This is a genomic window from Streptomyces sp. NPDC025784 (assembly GCF_055558435.1).
The window spans coordinates 291,905-316,514 of record NZ_JBVHMN010000011.1 but is presented as its reverse complement, the minus strand read 5'-3'; the positions used below and the strand labels follow the sequence as shown (position 1 = coordinate 316,514).

Annotated in this window: 13 protein-coding genes; 3 read left to right on the top strand and 10 right to left on the bottom strand. The window is 71.3% G+C overall.

The window, feature by feature from the left end:
- Nucleotides 1–111 precede the first annotated feature (111 nt).
- From secA to ACZ4IF_RS25520, 3 genes are all read right to left on the bottom strand, one after another.
- Nucleotides 112–2,910, bottom strand: a complete 2,799-nt coding sequence (gene secA, locus ACZ4IF_RS25530; RefSeq protein WP_467566611.1) for a preprotein translocase subunit SecA — start codon at nt 2,908–2,910, stop codon at nt 112–114.
- 16 nt (nt 2,911–2,926) lie between these two features.
- A complete protein-coding gene (locus ACZ4IF_RS25525; protein WP_467566608.1) occupies nt 2,927–3,322 on the bottom strand; it encodes a hypothetical protein in 396 nt (131 codons plus the stop codon).
- A gap of 193 nt (nt 3,323–3,515) precedes the next feature.
- Complete coding sequence (locus ACZ4IF_RS25520; protein ID WP_467566605.1) at nt 3,516–5,447, bottom strand: acyl-CoA dehydrogenase family protein; 1,932 nt, start codon at nt 5,445–5,447, stop codon at nt 3,516–3,518.
- Nucleotides 5,448–6,019: 572 nt separating this feature from the next.
- Here ACZ4IF_RS25520 and ACZ4IF_RS25515 point away from each other — a divergent pair.
- Both ACZ4IF_RS25515 and ACZ4IF_RS25510 read left to right on the top strand, forming a co-directional pair.
- On the top strand, nt 6,020–7,033 hold the full coding sequence (locus ACZ4IF_RS25515; protein WP_467566603.1) for a LacI family DNA-binding transcriptional regulator: 1,014 nt from the start codon (nt 6,020–6,022) through the stop codon (nt 7,031–7,033).
- Nucleotides 7,034–7,653: 620 nt separating this feature from the next.
- Entirely contained in the window at nt 7,654–9,705 is a 2,052-nt protein-coding gene (locus ACZ4IF_RS25510; protein ID WP_467566600.1) for a glycoside hydrolase family 31 protein, read from the top strand.
- 57 nt (nt 9,706–9,762) lie between these two features.
- Here ACZ4IF_RS25510 and ACZ4IF_RS25505 read toward each other — a convergent pair whose 3' ends face one another.
- The 7 genes from ACZ4IF_RS25505 to ACZ4IF_RS25475 all read right to left on the bottom strand — a co-directional run bounded on the left by ACZ4IF_RS25505 (nt 9,763) and on the right by ACZ4IF_RS25475 (nt 21,154).
- Nucleotides 9,763–10,479 carry a glycoside hydrolase family 12 protein gene (locus ACZ4IF_RS25505; RefSeq protein WP_467566597.1) on the bottom strand — a complete coding sequence of 239 codons (717 nt, stop codon included), beginning with the start codon at nt 10,477–10,479 and terminating at the stop codon, nt 9,763–9,765.
- A 42-nt stretch (nt 10,480–10,521) separates the two neighbouring features.
- The gene (locus tag ACZ4IF_RS25500) at nt 10,522–13,032 is read right to left on the bottom strand and encodes a glycosyl hydrolase family 95 catalytic domain-containing protein (protein ID WP_467566593.1); all 2,511 of its coding nucleotides are present in this window, start codon (nt 13,030–13,032) and stop codon (nt 10,522–10,524) included.
- The gene (locus tag ACZ4IF_RS25495) at nt 13,029–15,014 is read right to left on the bottom strand and encodes a beta-galactosidase (protein WP_467566590.1); all 1,986 of its coding nucleotides are present in this window, start codon (nt 15,012–15,014) and stop codon (nt 13,029–13,031) included. The genes ACZ4IF_RS25500 and ACZ4IF_RS25495 overlap by 4 nt, the downstream gene beginning before the upstream one ends.
- Entirely contained in the window at nt 15,014–17,245 is a 2,232-nt protein-coding gene (locus tag ACZ4IF_RS25490; protein ID WP_467566587.1) for a 1,4-beta-glucanase, read from the bottom strand. Before ACZ4IF_RS25490 ends, ACZ4IF_RS25495 begins: the two co-directional genes overlap by 1 nt.
- Before the next feature lie 197 nt (nt 17,246–17,442).
- Nucleotides 17,443–18,390: a carbohydrate ABC transporter permease gene (locus tag ACZ4IF_RS25485; protein ID WP_359492235.1), complete on the bottom strand. Its 948-nt coding sequence runs from the start codon at nt 18,388–18,390 to the stop codon at nt 17,443–17,445.
- The gene (locus ACZ4IF_RS25480) at nt 18,387–19,451 is read right to left on the bottom strand and encodes an ABC transporter permease (protein ID WP_467566584.1); all 1,065 of its coding nucleotides are present in this window, start codon (nt 19,449–19,451) and stop codon (nt 18,387–18,389) included. The genes ACZ4IF_RS25485 and ACZ4IF_RS25480 overlap by 4 nt, the downstream gene beginning before the upstream one ends.
- Nucleotides 19,452–19,477: 26 nt before the next feature.
- Nucleotides 19,478–21,154: an extracellular solute-binding protein gene (locus ACZ4IF_RS25475; protein ID WP_359492239.1), complete on the bottom strand. Its 1,677-nt coding sequence runs from the start codon at nt 21,152–21,154 to the stop codon at nt 19,478–19,480.
- Between the two features lie 363 nt (nt 21,155–21,517).
- Here ACZ4IF_RS25475 and ACZ4IF_RS25470 point away from each other — a divergent pair, with 363 nt between their 5' ends.
- A complete protein-coding gene (locus ACZ4IF_RS25470) occupies nt 21,518–24,361 on the top strand; it encodes a glycoside hydrolase family 3 C-terminal domain-containing protein (protein ID WP_467566581.1) in 2,844 nt (947 codons plus the stop codon).
- Nucleotides 24,362–24,610: the final 249 nt, after the last annotated feature.

The following is a 24,610-nucleotide window of genomic DNA, read 5'->3' as shown; positions in this document are numbered from 1 at the left end:
ATTGTGGCCGCAACGCGTCCCCGGCAGGACAGGGCTCCCCCACTTCGCGCCGCGCTGCCGCTCCTGGGGTCCGGACGGGGCGGCGTCGTCCCCCGTGGTCCTGGACGTCCCCTACCGCCTGCGCCTGCGCTGCTTGCGGTTCCCGGTGCGGGCGCGGGACCGCGGGGAGGCGTCGCGCGGCGCAGGGCCGGGGCCGTCGGGTGCGGGCGCCGTCCCGGGCGCGTCGGCGGAGGTCGGTCCGGCGGGCGCGGCGTCGGCGGGGGCGAAGGCGCCCTCGACCACGCCGTCCGCCGTGTCGAGCGTCGGCGCGGTGAAGTGCAGGCCGTCGGTACGGTCCCGGCGGTCGAGGCTCTCGGCGCCGGGGCCCGCCGCGTCGAGGTTGAAGACGTAGCCGACGGACTCCTCCTTGATGGCGTCGGTCATGGCTATGTACATGTCGAAGCCCTCGCGCTCGTACTCGACGATCGGTTCGCGGCCGAGCGTCCAGCGCAGTCCGATGCCGTCGCGGAGGTAATCCATCTCATAGAGGTGCTCGCGCCATTTGCGGTCCAGGACGGAGAGCACGACCAGACGTTCCAGGTCGCGCAGGACCCCGGCGCCGAGCTCGGTCTCGCGCTCCTCGTACCGCGCGTGGACGTCCTCGGTGATCGCGTCGGTCACTCCCTCGGTGGTGAGGGCGTCCCGGCCGCCCGCGGCGTCCTCCAGTTCCTCGACCGAGACGCCCACCGGGTACAGCTGCCTCAGCGCGCTCCACAGCCGTTCCAGGTCCCACTCCTCCGGGAAGCCCTCTCCGGTCTCGACCTCGACGTACGCGCGGACGGTGTCGTCCATGAAGTGGACGATCTGCTCGCGCAGGTCCTCGCCCGCGAGGACGCGGCGGCGCTCGGCGTAGATGAGGGTGCGCTGGCGGTTGAGGACCTCGTCGAACTTCAGGACGTCCTTGCGGGACTCGAAGTGCTGCTGCTCCAGCTGCGCCTGTGCGGAGGCGATGGCGCGGGTGACCATCTTGTTCTCGATGGGGATGTCGTCGGGCACGTTCGCCATGGCCATGACCCGGTCGACCACGTTGGCGCGGAACAGGCGCATCAGGTCGTCCTGGAGCGAGAGGTAGAACCGGGAGGCGCCGGGATCGCCCTGACGGCCGGAGCGGCCGCGCAGCTGGTTGTCGATGCGCCGGGACTCGTGGCGCTCGGTGCCGAGGACGTAGAGGCCGCCCAGTTCCTTGACCTCGTCGTGCTCGGCCGCGACCGCGGCGGTGATCCGGTCGAGGACCTGCCGCCGCTCCTGGGGGTCCGCTTCGTCCCCGCTCTCCGCGAGCGCCATCGCCTCGGGGTTGCCGCCGAGCATGATGTCGGTGCCGCGTCCCGCCATGTTCGTGGCCACGGTGACGGCGCCCTTGCGGCCGGCCTGGGCGACGATCTGTGCCTCGCGCTGGTGGTTCTTGGCGTTGAGCACCTCGTGCCGGATGCCCTGCTTCCTCAGCCGCGCCGACAGCACCTCGGACTTCTCCACGGAGGTGGTGCCCACCAGGATCGGCTGGCCCTGTTCGTGCTTCTCCGCGATGTCCGCGAGGATCGCGGCGTACTTCGCCTCCTCGGTGCGGTAGATCTGGTCGGGGTCGTCGCGGCGGACCATGGGCCGGTTCGTGGGGATCGGGACGACGTGCAGCTTGTAGATCTGGTGGAACTCGGCGGCCTCGGTCATGGCGGTGCCGGTCATCCCCGCGAGCTTCGTGTACAGGCGGAAGAAGTTCTGCAGGGTGATCGTGGCGAGCGTCTGGTTCTCGTCCTTGATCGTCACGCCTTCCTTGGCCTCGATCGCCTGGTGCAGGCCCTCGTTGTAGCGGCGTCCGGCGAGGATGCGTCCGGTGTGCTCGTCGACGATGAGGACCTCGCCGTCGACCACCACGTAGTCCTTGTCGCGCTTGAAGTGCTCCTTGGCCTTGAGTGCGTTGTTCAGGTGGCCGATGAGCGGGGTGTGGTCGGACTCGTAGAGGCTGTCGATGCCGAGCTGGTCCTGGAGGTACTCGACGCCCCGGTCCAGGATCGCCACGGTGCGCTTCTTCGGGTCGTACTCGTAGTCGTACCGGGTGCGCAGTTCGGCGAGGCGGTCCTTGTCCGTCTGGGTGGTGTACTGCTCCTCCTGGACCTGTACGCCTTCCATGCGCCGCGCGAAGCCGGCGAAGGCGTCGTACCAGTGGGTGGGCTGGTCGGCGGGGCCGGAGATGATCAGCGGGGTGCGCGCCTCGTCGATGAGGATCGAGTCGGCCTCGTCGACGATCGCGAAGTGGTGGCCGCGCTGCACCAGTTCGTCCTGCGACCAGGCCATGTTGTCGCGCAGGTAGTCGAAGCCGAACTCCGTGTTGGTGCCGTAGGTGATGTCGCAGGCGTACTGCGCGCGCCGCTCCGCCGGGGTCGACCCGGTCTTGATCACGCCGACGGTCAGCCCCATGAACCGGTAGGCCCGGCCCATCCACGCGGCGTCCCGCTCGGCCAGGTAGTCGTTGACCGTGACCAGGTGGACTCCCTTGCCGGTCAGCGCGTTCAGGTAGACGGGCAGTGTGCCGACGAGCGTCTTGCCCTCTCCCGTGTGCATCTCGGCGATGTTGCCGAGGTGGAGCGCCGTGCCGCCCATGACCTGCACGTCGAAGTGGCGCATGCCGAGGGTCCGCCGGGCCGCCTCGCGCATCGCGGCGAAGGCCTCGGGCAGCAGATCGTCCAGGCTCTCGCCGTCGGCGTACCGCGTCTTGAACTCCGGTGTGAGCGCCTGGAGTTCCTCGTCGGTGAGGGCTTTGAACTCCTCCTCCAGGGATCCCACCTGGGCGGCTGTGCGCTCCAGCCGCCGCAGCATCCTGCCCTCGCCCGCCCGCATGATTTTTCCGGTCAGGGCGTCGAGGCCTTTACCTGACATGGGAATTCCCCCGCAACTAGACGGCGTCCGCGAGCATCCGGATCCAGCGATTCGCGCGCTGGAGAATATGGACGCCCTGTTGATTCGCGGTGATCACTTCGCGCAGCACGGGGTCGTCGACGACGTCGAGCGCGGCGCGGAGGAGCTGCTGGATCACGGGCCGTTCGCCCGGCCGTCCGGCGTCGAGCAGAGCGTCGACGTCACGGAGGTCGATCCTCCGGATGCGTACCGCGTCGAAGGAGGCCACGGGCGGCCGTGGCTCCTCGTCGACCACGGCCAGCGCGCAGTCGTTGAGCAGGACCGCGAGCGCGTCGCGGTGTGCCTCGAAGGTCTCCGGCGCCCCTTCGCGCAGTTTCTGCGCCAGCGGCTGCACTTCGTCGCGCACCGTCCGCAGCGCCCGTACGAGATCCATCTCGTCGAGCTGACGCCACGCCTCCCCGCGGGCGCGCGTCAGCTGTACGGAAATACCGTGACTGTATTCTTCCCCGACTCCTTGGCGCATCTGCCGTCCCCGTTCGCCATTCCGTTCATTGTCGGCGCACACGTTCGGCGCGGCAAGCAGCGGAATGGCGAACGGGACCCCAGTGAATTCCTGGGGAAAATGGTCAGCGAATGGGCCGGCGGACGTTTTCCTTCCGGCTCGCTCCGGGAGTCGCGTCGGCGATCCAGGGGCCCTCGCCGGACGGGTCGACGACGCCCTCCTCCAGCCAGGTGTAGGTGCCGGACAGGACTCCCTTGACCACCTTGCGGTCGAGGTCGTCGGTGTTGGACCACAGGCGGCCGAAGAGTTCCTCGACGCGGATGCGGGACTGGCGGCAGAAGGCGTCGGCGAGCTGGTAGGCCTCGCGGCCGTGCTCACCCGTGGCGCGCAGGTGCTCGGCGCGGACGCAGGCCGCGCTCATCGCGAAGAGCTCGGCGCCGATGTCGACGATCCGGCCCAGGAAGCCCTGCTTGGTCTCCATGCGGCCCTGCCAGCGGGACATGGCGTAGAAGGTGGAGCGGGCGAGCTTGCGCGCGCTGCGCTCGACGTACCGCAGATGCGGCGACAGGTCCACCTGCTGGTTGAACTCGTGGTACGACCGCGGGAGTTGACCCGGTCCCGCAACCAGCTTCGGCAGCCACTTGGCGTAGAAGACGCCGGCGTTCGCGCCCGCCTTCGCCTTGTCCGAGAGGGACTTGTCGGGGTCGATGAGGTCGCCGGCCACCGAGAGGTGGGCGTCCACGGCCTCGCGGGCGATCAGCAGGTGCATGATCTCCGTCGAGCCCTCGAAGATCCGGTTGATGCGCAGGTCGCGCAGGATCTGTTCGGCGGGCACGGCGCGTTCGCCGCGGGCGGCGAGCGAGGCGGCCGTCTCGAAGCCGCGGCCACCACGGATCTGGACGAGTTCGTCCGCCATCAGACAGCCCATCTCGGAGCCGTACAGCTTGGCGAGGGCCGCCTCGATCCGGATGTCGTTGCGGTCCTCGTCGGCCATCTGCGAGGACAGGTCGACGACGGCCTCCAGCGCGAAGGTGGTGGCCGCGATGAAGGAGATCTTGGCACCGACGGCCTCGTGGAGGGCGACCGGCCTGCCCCACTGTTCGCGGGCCGCCGACCACTCGCGGGCGATCTTCAGGCACCACTTGCCCGCGCCGACGCACATCGCGGGCAGGGAGAGCCGGCCGGTGTTGAGGGTGGTCAGGGCGATCTTGAGGCCGGCGCCCTCGGCGCCGATCCGGTTCGCGGCGGGCACCCGGACCTGGTGGAAGCGGGTGACGCCGTTCTCCAGGCCGCGCAGACCCATGAAGGCGTTGCGGTTCTCGACCGTGATGCCCTCGGAGCCCGCCTCGACCACGAAGGCCGTGATGCCGCCCTTGTGGCCCTCGGACTTCGGCACCCGCGCCATCACGACGAGCAGATCGGCGACGACACCGTTGGTCGTCCACAGCTTCACGCCGTCGAGGACGTAGTCGTCACCGTCCGGCACGGCGGTCGTGGCGAGCCGCGCCGGGTCGGAGCCCACGTCGGGCTCGGTCAGCAGGAACGCCGAGATGTCGGTGCGGGCGCAGCGCGGCAGGAAGACGTCCTTCTGCTCCTGGGTGCCGAAGATCTTCAGGGGCTGCGGGACACCGATCGACTGGTGCGCGGAGAGCAGCGCGCCGATCGCCGGGTTCGCCGAACCGACCAGGGCCAGCGCCTTGTTGTAGTACACCTGCGTCAGCCCGAGGCCGCCGTACTTGGTGTCGATCTTCATGCCGAGGGCGCCGAGCTCCTTGAGCCCGTCGATCGTCTCGTCCGGGATCCGCGCCTCACGCTCGATGCGAGCGGAGTCGATCTTCGTCTCGCAGAAGTCGCGCAGTTTGGCGAGGAACTCCTCGCCGCGCTGCGAGGCCTCGTCGGACGGCATCGGGTGCGGATGGATCAGGTCGAGCCGGAAGCGCCCGAGGAACAGCTCCTTGGCGAAGCTCGGCTTGCGCCAGTCCTGTTCACGCGCGGCCTCGGCGACCTGTCGGGCCTCACGCTCCGTGACCGTGGGCTTGTGGGGTGTTGCGGACATGAGGCTCACCTCGCCGCGAATAGGGATCTTGGGGCCGTTCATCGCTCATCAGCATCGATCATTACCGACCGGTGCTACTCGATCGTATGTACCCGATCCAGGGTGACCCCACCAGTCCTCGCGCGGCGTTCGGCCGGTACGCGCCCCCGGGTTCGGGGCCGGTGCGCCGTGTCCGCGCCGCCCCGGACGGGCACTGTCCGCGATATTGCGTCAGGGGGCCGTTCGGGGGAACGTCTGCACAGGCCACCGAGCGGCCGCCGCACCCTTCCCGGGGCGCCGGGGAGCCTCCCGGGATCCTCTTCGCGAAGACCGCCGGGGAGCTCGTGGGACGGCAGCCCTCCGGCTCGCCGGGAGCGTCCGGGATCGCGACCCACGAGGAGTCGGGGCGCCCGGGACCCCACCCCGCGGCTTACCGGGGGGCACCGAGGATTCCCGTCGCCGGAATTTCGTTGTCGAAGCGCTTCGACAGCCTATGGACACACCATCTCCACCGGGCTACTGTCGAGCCACCCTCACTCCCCTGTCCGCAACACGCGCACTGTCGAAGCGCTTCACAAAGCTTGGAGAGCTGGATGGTCACCCTCGCCGAGGTCGCCCAGCACGCCGGAGTCTCGGCGAGCACGGTGAGCTATGTCCTCAGCGGCAAGCGGTCCATCTCCGCGAACACCCGGCAGCGGGTCGAGCAGAGCATCCAGGAGCTCGGCTACCACCCGAACGCGGGCGCCCGCGCACTGGCGAGCAGCCGGTCCAACATCATCGCGCTGATGGTTCCGCTCCGCACCGACATGTACGTACCCGTGATGATGGAGATCGCCATCGCGGTGGCGACCACCGCCCGCATCCACGGGTACGACGTCCTGCTGCTCACCGGTGAGGAGGGCCCCGACGCGGTCCGCCGGGTCACCGGCAGCGGGCTCGCCGACGCGATGATCCTGATGGACGTCGAACTCGACGACGAGCGGCTGCCGCTGCTGCGCGAGACCGACCAGCCGTCCGTGCTCATCGGTCTGCCCGCCGACACCTCGGGACTGACCTGCGTCGACCTCGATTTCGGCGCCACCGGCGCGCTGTGCGCCGAGCATCTGGCGATGCTGGGACACCGTGACATCGCTGTCATCGGCGAGGCGCCCGCCGTCTACGAACGGCACACCGGCTTCGCCGAACGCACCCTCGACGGGCTCCGGTCCCGGTCGCGGGAGCTGGGCCTGCGCGTGCTGCACCGCCCCTGCGAGGGCGGGTACGACGCGATGGCCGTGACACTCGCCCGGATCCTCGACGAGCGCCCCGCCACCACGGGCTTCGTCGTGCAGAACGAGTCCGCGGTGGAACCGCTGCTCGCCCTGCTGCGCCAGCAGGGCCGGGCCGTACCGGAGGACGTGTCGGTGATCGCGATCTGCCCGGACCAGGTCGCGACGCAGGCCTCGGTGCGGCTGACCTCGGTCGCCATCCCCGCACAGGAGATGGGCCGACACGCCGTCGAGCAGCTGATCGCCAAGCTCGACGGACACGGTGAGGACGAAGTCGCCCTGATCGCACCGGAGTTGACAGTACGGGCGAGTACGGGTCCGGCGCCGTCCGCTTCCTGACGCCGTCCCGGGCCCGCCCGGGACGGCGTCCGGGCGCACCGGGCGGCTCCCCGGCCGGGGCCCCCTCCCCTCGCACAAGGGGCCCGGCGTCGGGCCCTGGCGGCTCCCGGGCTCTGGCGCAGCACCGGGCCGCTCCCCGGCCAAGGCAGTGGCATCGAACGACTCCCGCACTCGGGCCCGGGATCCGGTCCGGGACCGGACTTCCGGACCGGGACCGGACTTCCGGACCGGGACCGCGACCGGGAAGCCCCCGGGCCGGGCCAGTCGTCGGAGCCGGTCGCGGAGTTTGTCCGTCCGTCCCCCGGAGACGGACGGACAGGCACCGGCGGCACGGCCGGGGCCGCCGCGTGGGCAACCGGCCCGCCCTGACCGGCGGGCCCGAGGCGCCACCGCACCGACCACGCCCGTCAGGGCACGGGACCGGCTCCGGCCGCGTCCCCGAAGAACGGGACCGGCAGCAGCCGGTTCCCGAAGGCACCGGACGGCCCCGGCCGCTCCCCGAGTCCACGTACCGCGCAACCGCCCCGGTCCGTAAGGGCGTTGCGGCAGCCCCGTCTGCCCCGGCGGCCGTCACGGCCGTTCCGGGTTCGTCGTCACTCCTTCCTTCAGGAGCACTCCACGTGAATCAGCCTGCCGAAAACCAGACCCCGTCGAGCTCGGTCAGCCTCGCGCAGTCCTCCCCGACCGTCGGCACGTTCCGCGAGCGGGACGGCGCGCTGGAGTGGAGCGGACGCCAGGAGACCGTCCGCATCGAACCATGGGGGCCGGACGCGGTCCGGGTCCGTGCGCGCCTCGGCGGACCGCTCCTCGAAGGCCTCCCCGGCGCACTGCTCGACGAGCCGCCGGCCACCGAGAGCACCGTGAAGATCCTCGACGGCGAGGGCCGGCTGACGGTGGGCGCGCTGACCGTCGAGGTCGACGCCGAGGGCATGATCCGCTTCGTGCGTACCGCGGACGGGGGCGAGCTGCTTGCCGAGGAACGCGCCCACTTCTGGTGGCCAGGACCCCGCCTGTACACCCCGACCGGGAACGGCCACCACCGCCTGGAGCAGCGGTTCGCCGCGTACGAGGGTGAGAAGCTGTACGGCCTCGGACAGCACCAGCACGGGCTGCTGGACCAGAAGGGCGCGGTCCTGGACCTCGTCCAGCGCAACGCCGAGGTCACCATCCCCGTGCTCACCTCCAGCCGCGGCTACACCCTGCTGTGGAACAGTCCGGCGATCGGCCGCGTGGAGCTCGCGGGCAACGGCACCCGATGGGTGGCCGACTCGGCCCGTCAGATCGACTACTGGATCACGGCGGGCGCCCCGGCCGACACCCAGCGCCGCTACAGCGCCGCCACCGGCCGCACACCGATGCTGCCCGAGTGGGCGGCCGGGTTCTGGCAGTGCAAGCTGCGCTACCGAACGCAGGACGAACTCCTCGCCGTGGCAAGGGAGTACAAGCGTCGCGGGCTGCCCCTGGACGTCATCGTGTGCGACTTCTTCCACTGGACGCACCTCGGCGACTGGAAGTTCGACCCGGCCGAGTGGCCGGACCCGGCCGCCATGCAGCGGGAGCTGTCCGAGCTGGGCGTCGAGCTGGTGGTCAGCGTCTGGCCCTCGGTCTCGCCGCTCTCCGAGAACCACCAGCTCATGGAGCAGCGGGGCCATCTCATCGGCACCCAGTACGGACCGATGGCGCACGCGGACTGGCCGGACAAGGGGGTCGCGTCCACCGTCCAGGTGGCGTTCTACGACGCGACGAACCCCGACGCGCGGGACTTCCTCTGGTCGCGGGTGAAGGACAACTACCTCGAACCGTACGGCATCAAGGCCTTCTGGCTGGACGCCTGCGAGCCGGAGCTGAAGCCCGGCTTCCAGGAGAACCTGCGCTATCACGCGGGGCCCGGCCTGGAGGTCGGCAACCTCTATCCGCGGGAGAACTCCCGCACCTTCTTCGAGGGCCTGCTCGCCGCCGGCCGGACGGACATCGTCACCCTCAACCGCTCGGCGTGGGCGGGCAGTCAGCGCTACGGGGCGGCCCTCTGGTCGGGCGACATCGGCGCGGACTTCCCGACCCTGCGCCGTCAGATCGCGGCGGGCCTCAACACCGCGCTGTCCGGCATCCCGTGGTGGAACACCGACATCGGCGGCTTCCACGGCGGGGATCCGGACGACCCCGCGTACCGGGAGGTCATGGTCCGCTGGTTCCAGTTCGGCGCGCTGTCCCCGCTGATGCGTCTGCACGGCTTCCGCGACCCGGGCATGCCGCTGGGCCCGGACATGACCGGCGGCCCGAACGAGGTCTGGTCGTACGGCGAGGAGGCCGGCGCGATCCTGGAGAAGTACCTCTTGCTGCGGGAGCGCCTGAAGCCGTACGTGCTGGACGTCATGCGGCAGGCGCACGAGGAGGGGCTGCCGGTGATGCGCCCGCTGTTCCTGGAGTTCCCCGACGACCAGGCCGCCTGGTCGGTGGACGACGCGTACCTCTTCGGCCCCGATCTGCTGGTCGCGCCGGTGCTCACGGCGGGGGCGACCGCCCGTACGGCGTACCTGCCGGCGGGGGCCCGCTGGACGGACGCGTGGACGGGCGAGACGTACGAAGGCGGCGCGGCCGTGACGGTCGACGCGCCGCTGGACCGCATCCCGCTGTTCCTGCGGGACGGGGCGCGGCTGCCCGTGGCCGGGTAGTCCGGCAGCCGAGTGCGGCCGGTCCCCCGGAGGACCGGCCGCACTCCCATGAGGGGGTCAGCTGCTGCTGACCGTCAGATTGTCGGCGGCGAAGTCCAGGCCGCCCGAGGACGAGGTGATCTCGAAGCCGAACTGCACGTCGCCGATGGTCTCGCTGCTCGACATCCAGCCCTTGGTGTTCGCGATCCACTTCAGGATCGGGAGGATGTCGATCGTGCCGGAGGTGGAGTCCGAGCTGCGCAGGAACGAGAAGACGTCGTTCGAGCCGTTGTTGCCCTTGTAGACGGTCCAGGTGTTGCCGCCGAGGGTGAGCGTGCCCTGGGAGGTGCCGAGCGCGCCGACGGCGCCGTTGTAGTTGACCCAGAGCATGGTCTCGTAGTCGTAGTCGGTGTCCCAGATGTCGTACGACGTGTTGTAGGCGCCGGAGGACGGGACCGTGACGTTGTAGGTGCTGGTGAGGGAGGACAGCCCCGAGATCGTCCTGCCGACGTACTTCTTGGAGTTGGGGTAGGACTTGATGCCGCCGGTGTCGGGGTGGTTCGCCCATACGCCCCAGCTGGTGCCGGAGTTGGCCCAGATGCACTGGCTGCCGGCGCCGGATCCCCAGATGTTGTTGTAGAGCGTGTAGCCGTTCAGCGTGGTGTTGCCCCACTGGTCGCAGGAGGACCAGACGGCGGCCTGTGCGGGGGCGGAGGCGAGGCCGACCGTGGCGCCGAGCGCGAGTGCGGGGGCGACGAGGGCCTTGGTGATCCTCTTCAGTGTGCGAAGTGCCATGGTGTCCCTTCCATGGGTGGGGGGAACTGCGGATTCACTCGGTCACTGCGGCCCCAGGCTGAGGACGCAGTCTTCGCCGGCGCTCAAGGAGAGCGGTCGCGCGCCGGTGGAAGTCCTGAGGTCGACGCGGCAGGTACGGCCCGGTCTCACCACCGCCGTCGCTCCCGCGGGGCTCCAGGCGAGGTCGACCTCGGCGCCGAACCTCGTGCGGATGCCGCGGAGTTCACCGGCGGGGAGCGTGGCGGGGAGCGCGGGGAACAGGACGAGCCGCTGCGGGGTGGACTGGATCAGTGACTCGATGAGCACGGCCGGGAGGGTGTGCGCGGCGTCGGCGTTGTAGACGTGGCGCTTCGGGTAGTGCCCGCTCATCAGGGAGACGTGGAAGAAGTCCCCGGCGAGGACCTCGTGCAGGGCCCGGGTCACCCGGCCGGCGTCCCCGAGACGGGTGGCCACCAAGGCGTGGTGGAGGTGGCCGTGCGCGGAGTCGTTCTCGGAGCCGCGCAGTTCGAGGGCCCGGCGGGCCGCCGCGGCCAGTGCGGGGGTGTCGTACGGGGTGATCTCGTCGAGCGGCCAGACGCCGTAGAGGTGACTGAGGTGCCGGTGGTCGTAGGTGTCGTCGAGGCCGTGCCGGGCCCATTCGGCCAGCGCGCCATCGGCGTTGACCCGGTGCGGCGGCAGCCGGTCGGCGAGCGCGCGCCAGCGTTCGGCGGCGGGTCCGGGGTGGTAGTCGGCGGCGGTGCGCAGTGCGTGGCGGGCCGCGGAGAGGTCCATGGCGGAGTTGACGGTGATCCAGCCGGCGTTCGCGGGCCGGTTCTCCGGGGAGTACGACGGGACGATCACGATGCGGCCGTCGTCGTCGCTGCGGGTGAGGAAGTCCTCGTAGAAGAGGGCCACTTCGGCAAGGGCTGCGGCCAGGCGGGGATCGCGGGCACCGCGTGTCTCGTCGTGGTCCACGAGCGGCTTGAGGAGCCAGTCGGCGCCGGCGGTCCACACGTGCAGCGGGTACTCGCGGCTGAGGTGGTAGAGGTGGCCGGACTCGCCGTCGGTGTGTGCGGGGGCGACGACGCCCCGGGTGCCGTAGACGGCGCGCGCGTTGTCGCGCCACTGGGGGATCTGGGCGTGGATCAGTGCGGCATGGGCCTCGGTGACCTCCGGGAGCGCCGCCGCTGCCGCCGACGCGGTCTGGAGGTTGAGGTTGGCGTCCGTGGTGAACGCCCCGGACCATGCGGTGTCCCAGTCGCCCGTCCACAGCCCGGTCAGCCGTGGCGGCAGAGTGCCGGCCGCGGACAGCAGGTGGTGGCGGCCGGCCGCGAAGAGCCGCTCCAGGAGAGCGGGGCTCTGGGGGCGGCTGATCAGTTCCGAGCCCGGCAGGGCGCGTTCGGCGGGGCCGGCGCGCAGGTCCAGCGTGACCCGCCGGTAGGCGGGGCGGTGCAGCGCGGTGTGCCGGGCGAGCAGCCGGGCGTACGCGTCACCGCCGTCCGGCGCGGCGTCTTCCGTCCGGTGCCGGTCCTGGCTGCGGTGGCCGTGGCGGACCTGGTCCCGGCGCCCGTCCCGGTCCCCGTCGCCGTGGCGGACCTGGTCCCGGCGCCCGTCCCGGTCCGGATCGTCGAACTGGTCCGGGTCGCCGTGTCGGTCCCGGTCTCCGAGCCGCTCCGGATCGTCGTGGCTCTCGTCCGGGAGCAGCAGGTCGCGGAGTGCGCGGGCCTCCGCCGTCGCGTCCAGTTCACCCGTGTGCCGCCTCACCCGCGTCAGCAGGAGGACCGAGCGGGCGCCCTCGATCCGGACGCCGGGCAGCACGGACCGGGTCCGGCCGCCGGAGACGACGACGAGCGTCACCCCGGTGTACGCGCGGTCGCTGTCGGGGTAGCGGGCCCGCAGGGTGAGTACGGCGCCCTCGCGGGTCAGGACCGTGCCGTGCCCCACCGCGAGGCCCGCGGGGGCCCCTGGCAGCCGGTGGTCCAGGGTCACGTCGACGGTGAGGTCCGCGTCGGTGACGTACTGGACGACGACGTCGTCGGCGCGGGAGACGAAGACGTCGCTGCGCCAGCCGCCGCACACGGCGCCGACGACGCCGGTGGTGAAGTCGGACTCGCGCCGGTAGGCCTGCCACTGTGCGGCCGGGCGGCGCAGCCGCACCTGGAAGGCGGGGTGAAAGGGCTGCACCCACAGCAGCGGGCGCCCGTCGGTGAAGTCCTCCCCGGCCGTGACGTCTCCCGCCAGCAAGCGGTCCTGAAGCTCCGTGAGACGGTCGGCCAGCGCGGGGGGCCGGGCGTCCGCGCTGCCGTTCGGCCGGACCAGGCGGTGATGGTTGACGATGATCCGGTCACTGTTCGGATCTCCGAACACCATGGCGCCGTGTGTGCCGTTCCCGCTCAGGAAGGCGTCCTCCCAGCGGCCGGCGGGCAACGGCTCCCAGGTGCCGTGGACGGGCCCGGTGCGGTCGCTCGTCCCGGGCGCGGAGGAGGCCGGGCCGCCGGCGCGCCCGCTCGTCCGGCGGGCGCCGTGGCCCGCGCCGTGCGCGGACCCGTTCCTGTCGCGGGTGGGGCCGGTCATGGCTGGAGCACCACCGCTCCGTGGCGCTCCAGCCGCACCGAGCCGCTCACACGGTCGCCGGTGAGCAGGTCGCGGTGGCGTCCCGGCACCGCGACCGTGACGGCGTCGGGCCGGTGGTTGAGCAGGAAGAGCAGTGCGCCGCGCCGGACGGCCTCGACTCCGTCCGGAAGGCCTTCGAGCACCGGGCGCAGGCCGGCACGGTCCGCGACGCCGGCCAGCAGGGCGCGCAGCGCGTCGGGTTCGGGCAGGGTGGAGAGGTACCAGGCCGTGCCCTTGCGCAGCACCGCGGGCAACCCGTCCAGTTCGCCGCCCTTGTACGCGGCCTCGACGACCGCGTCCTCCTCGGCCTCCAGCTCCTCGGACCACAGCGTCCCGCGAAAGCCGTCGCACTCGGCGGTCTCCCCCGCGTCCAGCGGCCACCACTCGTGCAGCGTGCGGATGCCGAAGAGCTCTCGGAGCCGGGCGTCCATGCCGCCGGGCCGGACCCGGTCGTCCTCGTCGGCGACACCGGTGAGGAAGCCGCAGACGAGGGTGCCGCCGTCGCGTACGTGGGCGAGGAGATTGTCGATCGCGGCGTCCGTGAGCAGGTAGGGCTGCGGGGCGACGACGAGCCGGTACGCGGACAGGTCGTGCTCGGGGTGCGCGAAGTCCGTGGTGAGGTGTGCCTCCCACAGGGCGCGGTGCCAGGCCCGCAGGACCTGGGGGTGGTCGACCTCCTGGGAGAGGCGGCCGTCGTGCTCCCCCGCCCACCAGGAGTTCCAGTCGTGCAGCACGGCGACGTCGGCGGTGATGCGGGTGCCCGCCACCTCGGAGCCGATCACGGCGAGTTCGGCACCGAGCTGCTTGACCTCCTGGAAGGTGCGTCCCCGCTCCCCCGCGTGGCCGACCATCCCCGAGTGGAACTTCTCGGCGCCCTGCCGGGACTGGCGCCACTGGAAGTAGCAGACGGCGTCGGCGCCGCGCGCCACGGCCTGGAGGGACCACAGCCGGTTGAGGCCGCGCGGCTTGGGGTGGTTGACGCCGCGCCAGTTGACCGCTCCGGCCGCCTGCTCCATGAGCATCCAGGGCCCGCCCGCCGCCTGGGAGCGCGTCATGTCCTGGACGAGCGCCCCGTACTGGGCGCCGAGGGGGTCGCGCGGGTCGGGATAGAGGTCGACCGAGACGACGTCCTCCTCCCGCGCCCACCGCCACGCGTCCTGTCCCGCCCACAGGGGCATGAAGTTGCTGGTGACCGGGATGTGCGGGGCGTGCCTGCGGACGATGTCCCGTTCGGCGACGAAGCACTCCAGAAGCATGTCGGAGGTGAAGCGGCGGAAGTCGAGCACCTGCGTCGGGTTCTTCATGTAGTGGGCGTGGCGGGGCGGGAGGATCTCGCTCCAGCGGTCGTATCCCTGGCCCCAGAAGGCCGTGCCCCAGGCGTGGTTGAGGGCGTCGAGGGTCTGGTACCTGTCCTGGAGCCAGCGGCGGAAGCCGGCGGCCGCCTCGTCGCCGTAGTCGTAGGTGCAGTACTCGTTGTTGATGTGCCACATCGTGAGGGCCGGGTGGCCCGCGTACCGGGCGGCCAGGTCGTCCGTGATGGCGGCGGCGTACCTGCGGTAGACGGCGCTGGAGTGGGAGAAGTGCTGGCGGGAGCCCCACCATTCGGTGCGGCCCTCCGCGTCGCGGGGCAGGGTCTCGGGGTGCAGGCGACCCATCCACGGCGGGGGCGAGGAGGTCGGGGTGGCGAGGACGACACCGACGCCGTGGTCGTGCATCAGGTCCATCAGCCGGTCGAGCCAGCCGAACTCGCGTGCCCCGGGACGTGGTTCGAGCTTCGCCCAGGAGAAGACGCCGAGGGTGACGGAGTTGACGGCGGCCTCCTTCATGAGGCGGACGTCCTCGTGCCAGGTCTCCTCGGGCCACTGCTCGGGGTTGTGGTCGCCGCCGAAGAGGATGCGGCCGCGGGTCGCGTCGGCGAGGCTCGGTCGCTGGTGTGCGCGCATCAGACCGGGTCTCCGTACTGGATGCCCCGGCCGTTGGTGCCGAGGTACACACGGCCGTGGATACGGGGGTCGCCGCTGACGACCTCACCGGTCCAGCCCCACTGGTGGGCGTCGTCGTTGATCCGGATCCAGGTCCGGGCGGTGTCGTCGGAGCGGAGGACCGCGGTGCCCGGCCCGGTCGAGCCGACCTGGTAGAGGGCGGGGTAGTCCGCGCCGTCGGCCGCCTTTCCGAAGCCGAGGGCGTACGAGGCCCAGCAACTGGTCACCTTGTCGAAGCCCGTGCCGCCGTCGGTGGACCGGTACAGCCCGTTCCCCTTCAGGCTCAGCCACAGGTCGCCGCTGCGTCCCGGTGCCGCGGCCAGCCTGAATTGGTCGTCCCCTGAGGGCAGTCCGCCGGCGCGGGCGCCGAAGGAGCCGCCGCCGTCCGTGCTCGCGTACAGCGTTCCCGTGTCCGTGTCGTACGCGTAGAACACGGTCGGGTCCACCGGGTCGGCGAGCGGTGTGGCGCCCTTCGGGAACGAGGGGACCTCGGCCCAGGTTGCGCCGCCGTCCGTCGAGCGGTGCGCCGCGTACTTGGTGCCGTCCCAGTGGACGAAGGACCACAGCAGGACGCTGCCGTCGGCGTTGACGGCGATCGGCCCCGGCGCGTCCTTGCCGAGGGCGGGCTGCGCCAGGAAGGGCGTCCAGGTCCGCCCTCCGTCGTGGGAGTGGGCGCCGTTTCCGTTGTCGCCCCAGCCCGTGCGGACGACGTACGACGGCTCGGCCGCGGCCTGCGCGAGTCCCGTCGCCGTGCCGGACACGGGGTTCGTGGCCATGCCGCGTGAGGGGGACGCCGTGAGCCGTTCGTGGTGGAGGACCCCGATGTCCCCGACTCCGCTGATCAGATGCGCCGCGCCGGACGGGGGCGATATCAGCAGGCGCACGGCCGACTCCTCGAGGCCCCGGATCTGCGGCGCCCAGTGCCTGAGGTCGCGGGTGGCGTAGAGGGTCGCTCCGGTGCCGTACACGACGTGCCCCGAGTCGTACGGGTCGACGGCCACCGCCTGGATCCACCAGCCGAACTTGGGCCGGTCACCGCCCCACTTGAGGTAGGGGGTCTCGGACACGTCGAGGACGGCCGTGTCCTTCAGGGAGGTCCAGGTACGGCCGCCGTCGGCGGTCCGGAACACGGTGTCGCCGTCCGCCCAGCGGTTGTTGGTGGACACGACGACCGTGCCCGCCCTGCGGACGTCGGCCGCGACCCCGCCGTAGGCGAAGGTGTCCGCCGAGCCGTCGGCCGTGGTGCCGCCCGGCCGGACCGGGGTCACCTCGGTCCATGTTCCGGTGGCGGTGCGCAGCTTGTGCACGCTGCCGTCGGTCTGCCCGTTGGGGCCGGGCGCGTCGCCGTACGTCACGTACAGCTCCCGAGTGTGCGGGTCGTACGCGGCGCGGAGCGGGATCCTGGCGGAGCTGCCCGCGGGCTGCCCGGGGACGGCCTCCCAGCGGGTGCCGTCGGCCGTGCGGTAGAGGTTCGGCGTGCCCGGGGTGCCGTCGCCGTCGCCCCAGCCGGCGTAGACGGTGCGCCCGGCCGCGGCGAGGAACGTGACACCCTGCCCGGTGGGGTTCGCCTTCGCCGGGAAACCGGTCGCGGCGGACCAGGTGGCCCCCCGGTCGGTGGACCTGAGCAGCCCGTCGTGCCGGGTGCCCAGCCACAGGACGGCGCTGTCGCGGGGATCGACGAGAAGGCGTTCTCCCGAGCCGCGCCCGTCCTCGTTGGCGCCGAGTTTCACGGACAGGTCGGTGCGCGCCCAGGTGGTGCCGCGGTCCTCGGAGCGCAGGACGGCGCCGTTGCCCGCCCAGGACTGTGCGTAGGTGCCGACGGCGAGGTACAGGCGGTCCGGGTGGGCGGGGTCGACGGCCAGTGCCTCCACGCCGAGCAGGTTCCAGTCGTCCCAGCCGAGGTGGTCGGTCAGCGGCGTCCAGCGGGCCGTCCGGTCGTCCCAGCGGTAGGCGCCGCCTATGTCCGTGCGGGCGTAGGCGAGACCGCGTACGGCGGGGTGGAAGAGGACACCGGTGACGAAGCCGGTGCCGCCGACGACGACGTTGCGCCAGCGGTACGGCGCCGGGTCCGCGGCGGCTTTGTCCGTCGGGCCGCCCGGTGCCGCCGCGGCGACGCCGGGCATGGCGGCGACCGCAGCCGCGGCGGCGCTTCCGGCGAGCACGGTTCTTCTGCCCGGTCGGGGCGTGCGCATGACATACCTCGTTCGTGAAGGAGGGAAGGGATCAGGGACGGCACTGATCAGAGGCGGCAAGGACTGCGCCGCCCAGGGGCGCGGGGAACTGCCCGACCGGCCACGACGAACCCGCGGCCGGTGGACAGCAGGAGCACCCGGCACCCCGGACCGGCCGACCCGAACGACGAGGCGAAGCAGAGCGGGCGGACCCCAGGTCAGCCCTTCACCGCCCCGGTGAGCATCCCCTTCTTGAAGTGCCGCTGGACGAAGGGCGAGAGGACGGCGACGGGCAGCAGCGCCAGCACCATGACGGCCATCTGGATCGCGAGCGGCGACAGTTGCCCGGTGTTCACCTGGGTCGCGAGACCGACCGGACGCTCCTGCTTCTGCACCAGCTGGATCATGACGTTCTGCAACGGCATCATGTCCTGGTCGGTGAGGTAGATGGAGGCGTTGAACCAGGCGCTCCAGTACCCGACCGCGTAGAAGAGGGAGATCACCGCGAGCACGGCCCGCGACAACGGCATCACGATCTTCCAGAGGATGCGCCAGTCGCCCGCGCCGTCGATGCGTGCGCTGTCGACCAGTTCCGGCGAGATGCCCATGAAGAACGCGCGCAGCACCAGGATGTTGAAGACGCTGACCGCGCTCGGAAGGATCAGCGCGAGGTAGGTGTCGGTGAGGCCGAGCGCCTGCACCAGCAGATAGGTGGGGATGAGTCCCGCGCCGAAGAACATCGTCGCGAGCAGCAGCATCAGCAGCCAGCGGTGACCGAGCGAGCCGATGCGCGACAGTCCGTACGCGCACAGGACCGAGACGGCCATGCTGAAGAGGGTGCCGACCAGCGTCACCCCGAGGCTGACCAGGGCGGCACGTTGCACCTGGCCGCCGCCGAGCAGTTCCTGGTAGGCGATGAAGGTGACGCCCTTGGGGATCACCACCAGGCCTCCGGCGGCGTCGATGGTCTTCTTCGACTGCAGGCTCGTGACGACGACGATCCACAGCGGGAAGAGGATCGCGAGGGCGGCGAGCGTGAGGGCGAGCCCCTTGCCCGCGATCCCGGCCCTGCTCGGCTCCTCCTCCCAGGGCGGCCGGGGCGGCGCCGCCCACCGGCCCGGCGGGCGGGCCGGCCGGACGGCGGACTTGTCCATGACGGCGGTCATTTCTTGTACACCCCCTGCTCACCCATGAGATGGGCGACCTTGTTGGCGGTCAGGACGAGTCCGAGGCCCACGACACCCTTGACGAGGCCGGCGGCAGCGGCGTACCCGAAGTCCTGGTTGCGGATGCCGTTCCACCACACGTAGGTGTCGAGGACCTCGGAGGCTCCGGGACCCACGGAATCGCGCTGGAGCAGCAGTTGCTCGAACCCGACCGTCAGCGCGTCGCCGACGCGGAGTACCAGCAGCAGGGCGATCACGGGGCGCAGGGCGGGCAGCGTGATGTGCCACATCCGCCGCCAGCGTCCGGCGCCGTCCATCGCGGCGGCCTCGTACAGGTCGTTCGACACGGACGAGAGGGCGGCGAGGAAGACGATGATGCCCCAGCCCGCGTCCTTCCAGACGCCCTCGGCCGTCACCAGGAACTTGAAGATCCCCGGGTCGGTCATCAGGTCGATGCCCTTGTGTCCGTGCTGGCGCAGGGTCTGCGCGATGATGCCGGCGCCGCCGAAGATCTGCTGGAAGACGGTGACGACGAGGACCCACGAGAAGAAGTGCGGGAGGTACATGATCGCCTGGGCGACCGCCCGGACCCGGGGCCTGACGACGCTGTTGATGAGCAGCGCGAGCAGGATCGGGATCGGGAAGTAGAGCACCAGCTGGAGGAAGAACAGCACGAAGGTGTTCTGCACCGCGTGCCAGAACGCCGAGTCCTCGAAGATCCGCTGGAAGTTCTCGAAGCCGACCCAGGGGCTCTGGAGCATGGCGACGAAGCCGTTGTCGCTCAGATACGGGTCGTAGTCCTGGAAGGCTACGACGTTGCCGAGCACCGGTATGTAGGTGAAGACGAGGACCAGCGCGACCGCCGGCAGCGTCATCAGGATCAGGGTGCGGTCGCGTCTGAACCGCAGCCGCAGCTCCAGCCGGCCGGTACGCCGCCCCGCCCGCCTGGCCGCACGTCTCGCGGCCGCCTTCCCGGCGCTCCCGCCGGGCGCGTCCTCGCCCGGCGTCCGCCCGCCCGTCGTCGCATCGGCCCTGCTCCGGGGCACCGTGCTGTGGGACACGGCCTCCTCCTTGCCTCAGCCCTGGGTCACTTGGCCGCGGAGCCGTTGTCGTCGAGCAGCTTCTTGTACCAGGCGCGCAGGCCGTCGCCGCCCTTCTGCTTCCAGTCGGAGACCGCCTGTTGCATGTCGGCGATCTTCTTGCGGCCGCGCACGATGTCGTCCTCGAGCTGCTCGAAGTCGTTGGCGAGGTTGGTCCACCGGTTGGGCTCGGTGACGGTCAGGCCGTAGAAGGACGACTTCTTGGTGAAGGCGCCCATGCGCTGCTGCCACTCGACCTGGAGCCTGGCGATCTCGGGCAGGTCGGGGTGCGCGAGATAGGCGGCCGGGTCGCCGGTGTAGTCGTAGGCGCCGTTGACCTCGTTGGTGCCCTGCGTGGTCTTGGTGGGCAGCCCCTTCTTGAGCTCGAAGTCGGCGCCCTCGACCCCGTAGTCGGTGAGCATGCGCTCCTTGGTGCCGAACGGGGCGGCACAGAAGTTGGCCAGCGCGAGGAAGTCCTTGATCTGCTGCTCGGACGCCTTCTTGTTGACGAAGGTGAAGATGTTGGCGGGCTGGACGGCCCACAGGGCGGGGTCGCCGCCGTCGTGGCCGAAGATGTCGAACGCGGCCATCTCGAAGTCGGCGTTCTGGGTGCGCTGTTCGGCGGTCTTGCCGTACCAGTAGGACAGGTCTCCGTTGAAGACGAGCACCTGTCCGGCGCCGAACCGGTTGGACGCGTCGCCCTTGACGGCCTTGGCGTCGGGGTGGACCACGCCGGCCGCGTAGAGCTTGCGGGTCCACTCCAGGGCTTCGAGGTACTCGTCGGTCTCGATGCGGTTGATCAGCTTGCCGCCGTCGAGGTTCCACCACAGCGCCTTGTCGCTGCCGGACAGCACCCCGAACATGTTGAAGGCGGTCCACTTCAGGTCGTCGCAGGCCCACACCTTCGCCCTGGCGCTCGTCGCGTCCTTGGCCCAGGACAGGAACTCGTCCGCGCTCTTGGGGAGTTGGTAACCCTTCTTGGCGAAGATGTCCTTGCGGTAGAAGGGCGCGATGTTGTTGACGTACGAGGCGGGCATCGGGATCGCCCGCAGTTTCCCGCCGAAGATGGCGCGCTGCCAGGCGTCGGTGGGGACGGCCGCGAGGTTCGGATAGTCCTTGACCTTGTCGCCCGACAGGTGCGGGCCGAGGTCGGCGAACTTGGCGTTGACGGCGCTGGGGATCTTGCCCATCAGATTCCAGCCCGGGACGACCACCACGTCCGGGATGTCGCTGGAGGCGAGGACCGCGCCCAACTTCTCGTCGTAGGTGTTGCCGTCCTGGTTCTGCCAGGTCACGTCGACGCCGACGGCCTCGTTCATGGCCTTGTAGTAGGCGTTGCCGTTGGACGGCGGGGTGCCCCACAGGGGCGCCATGACCTTCAGCTTGCCGCCGCTGCCGAGCTTCTTCGGCACCGACGCCTTCAGCCCGTCCAGGGCGATCGCCTGGGTGAACCCCGCCGCCGAACCGTTCTTCGCCGGAATGTCGGGCGTCACGACGCTCGACGCCACGAAGGCCGGAAGGATCTTCTGGGCGTCCTTGCCGGAGGTCGTGCCCTCCTTGTTGCCGTCCTGCCCGCCGCAGGCGGTGAGCAGCGGCATGCCGCCGGCCACGGCGGCCGCGGCGACCGCCGTGGAGGCGAGGAAGCTTCTCCGGCTGGGAGCGGAGGTGGCGGAGTTCGGCGTCATTGCGTCAACCCTTCGTGGCGCACAGCAGGACACCCGGCGGTGGAGCCGTCGGCTGCGGTGTCTTGAGTGGAACTGGCTGAGCTGAAGCGGTCCTCGGAGAGATGCGGACTTCTGAGCGGCAGGCCCGGCAGTCGAAGCGCTTCGATGTTGCTGCGAGGTTAAGTGAACACCTGGGGGCGCACAAGAGTCGTTCCCAAGATTCCTCGGAGGTGTGGACCAATCTGCGTGCCCCTTCTGACACTTGACATCACAACCAGGAATCGGAGTTGTTGCACCGGGGTGTCTTGACACCCGCCCCTCGGTCGAACCAGCATCGAAGCGCTTCGAAAGCTCCCCGCCGCTCCGTCGCAAAGGGATCACCAAGTGACCGCACAGACGCCTCCTACGCCGCCTTTCCGCGATCCGCGACTGCCGTTCGCGAAGCGCATCGACGACCTGCTGGTGCGGCTCACCCTCGACGAACGCATCGCGTTCCTGCACCAGTTCACGCCCGCCGTGGAACGGCTCGGCGTCGCCGCCTTCCGGACCGGGCAGGAAGCCCTGCACGGGGTGGCCTGGATGGGCCCCGCGACCGTGTTCCCACAGGCCGTGGGGCTCGGCGCGACCTGGAACGACGACCTCGTGCGCCGGGTCGGCGAAGCGGTCTCGACGGAGGCCCGCGCCATGCGCGCCCGCGACGACCGCGTCGGCCTCAACGTCTGGTCCCCCACCGTCAATCTGCTGCGCCACCCGCTGTGGGGCCGCAACGAGGAGGGCTACTCGGAGGACCCGCGGCTCACCTCCGCCATCGCCACGGCGTACACGCGGGGCCTGCGCGGCGACCACCCGCTGTACTGGCGCACGGCGCCCGTCCTCAAGCACTGGCTCGCACACAACAACGAGACGCGGCGCGACACCACGTCGTCGTCGGTGCGCCCGCGCGTGCTGCACGAGTACGACCTGCCCGCCTTCCGCGCGACCGTCGAGGCGGGCGCGGTGGCCGGGGTGATGCCGGCGTACAACCTGGTCAACGGCCGCCCCAACCACGTCTCGCCGTACCTGCGCGAGCAGTTGCGCACCTGGACCGACCAGGAGCTGCTGGTCTGCTCGGACGCGGGCGCCCCCTCCAACCTGGTGGACTCCGAGCACTACTTCGACACCCACGAGGAGGCGACCGCCGCCGCTGTCAGGGCCGGCGTCGACAGCTTCACGGACCACGGCACGGACAGCTCGCAGATCGTCGCCCGCGTCCAGGGTGCCCTCGTCCAGGGCCTGTTGAGCGAGGCCGACATCGACACCGCGGTCCGCCGCCAGCTGGACGTCCGCTTCCGGCTGGGCGAGTTCGACCCCGACTCGGACCCGTACGCCGGCACCGAGGACTTCAACACCCCGGCCCACCGCGCGCTCGCCCAGGAGGCCGCCGAACAGGCGATCGTCCTGCTCAAGAACGACGGGCTGCTGCCGCTCGCCCCGGACGTCCGCGTCGCCGTCGTCGGGCTCCTCGCCGACGAGTGCAAGCTCGACTGGTACAGCGGCACGCTCATCCACCGCTCGACGCCGCTGGAGGGACTGTACGAGCGGTTCGGCGCCGACCGCGTGGACTTCGCCGAAGGCGTGGACCGGGTCCGTCTGCGGACCACGCAGGGCACGCACCTGTCGGTGCCCGCCACCGACGGCGCCACGGACGAGGTGCGCGGCGCCGCGGGCGCCCTGGATCCGGCCCTGCTGTCCGGCCGCACCGACCTGCCGCCGCTCACCACCGACGGCCCCGGCACCGAGTTCGCCCTGATCGACTGGGGCGAGGGCGTGCTGACCCTGCGCGCCCCGGACGGCCGCTACCTGTCGGTCGCCGAGGACGGCTTCGTGCGCGCCTCCGCCGACCGGCCCGGCGGCTGGGTCGTCCAGGAGACCTTCCGCCTGGAACCCTCTCAGTCCCACGAGAACGGCCACCTCCTCAAGCACCTGGGGACGGGCAGGTACGTCACGGTCGCCACCGACGGCGTGAAGGTTGCCGCGGAGAACCCGGCGGTCCTCTTCCTCGACTTCACCGAGCGGGGCACGGACGCCGTGGCGCGCGCGGCGGCCTCCGCGGACGTCGTCCTCGTCGTCGCGGGCAACGACCCGCACATCAACGGCCGCGAGACGGAGGACCGCACGACCCTGCGGCTGCCTGCGCACCAGGAGCGGCTGCTGCGCGCCGCCCGCGCCGCCAACCCGGCCACGGCCCTCGTCCTGGTGTCCGCGTACCCGTACGCGGTCGACGTCGCCGCGCTGCCGGCCGTCCTGTGGACCGCGCACGGCGGACAGGCCGCGGGAACGGCCCTGGCCCGCACCCTCGCCGGGGACGTCTCGCCCGCGGGCCGTCTCCCGCAGACCTGGTACGCCTTCGACGACGACCTGCCCGACCTCCTCGACTACGACGTGATCGGCGGCCGCCAGACCTACCTGTACTTCGAGGGCACGCCGCTGTTCCCCTTCGGACACGGCCTGTCGTACACGTCGTTCGCCTACGCCGACCTCCGGGTCCGCCGACACCCGGGCGGGCTGACGGTCTCGTTCGGCGTCACCAACACCGGCGGGACCACCGCCGACGAGGTGGCCCAGCTCTACGTGCGCGCCGCCGCCCCTTCCGTGCCGCGTCCCCGACGCGAACTGGCGGCGCACCGCCGCTTCCGCCTCGCACCCGGCGCCTCGGCGGAGCTCTCCTTCGAAGTCCCTTACTCCTCCTTCGAGTTCTGGGACGTGGCCCTCGGCCGGCCACGCCTGGAACCGGGCCGGTACGAGCTGCTCGCGGGTGCGTCCAGCGAGGACGTGCGGCTCCGTACGACGGTCGAGCTCGACGGTGAACCGGCCACGCCCCGCCCCGTCCTGGCACACGGCCTGGACGCGGCCGACTTCGACGAACAGCGGGGGGCCGTCCTGGTCGACCGTACGCGGACGGCGGGGGACGCGGTGTCACCGGCGGACGACGGAACGGCCGAACTCCTCTTCACGGCCTGCGACTTCGGCACCGGGATCACGGACGTCTCCGTCGAGGCGGCGGGCGAGGGCGTCGTGGAACTGTCGCTGGACGGCGGCCGGTCGTACGTCGCACTGACCGTCGCCGCGACGAAGGGGCCGTACGACTACGCGAGGCTCGGCGCCGTCGTCACCGCCGACGGAGTGCGCGACGTCCACCTCAGGCTGCGCGGGCCGCTGCGGCTCGCGCACGTCGGCTTCTCCGGTTGAGGGTCCGCGGAAGCCGACGGAGGGCCCGGCACCGGGACACGGGTGCCGGGCCCTTTTCGGGGAGGGGGCGGGGCCGGCACACGAGGCATCGACGTCGGGCCCTTTCCGCGTACGGGGCGCGGCGCGTCCGGAGCGAGCGGGGCACCGGGAGCGCGCGATGTCCGCGTACGGCGCGGAGCGCGGCACGCGGAAGCACTGGTGTCGGGCCTTCGGGCCGCGGGGCTCACGCACCCGGCCGAAGTCGGCCGG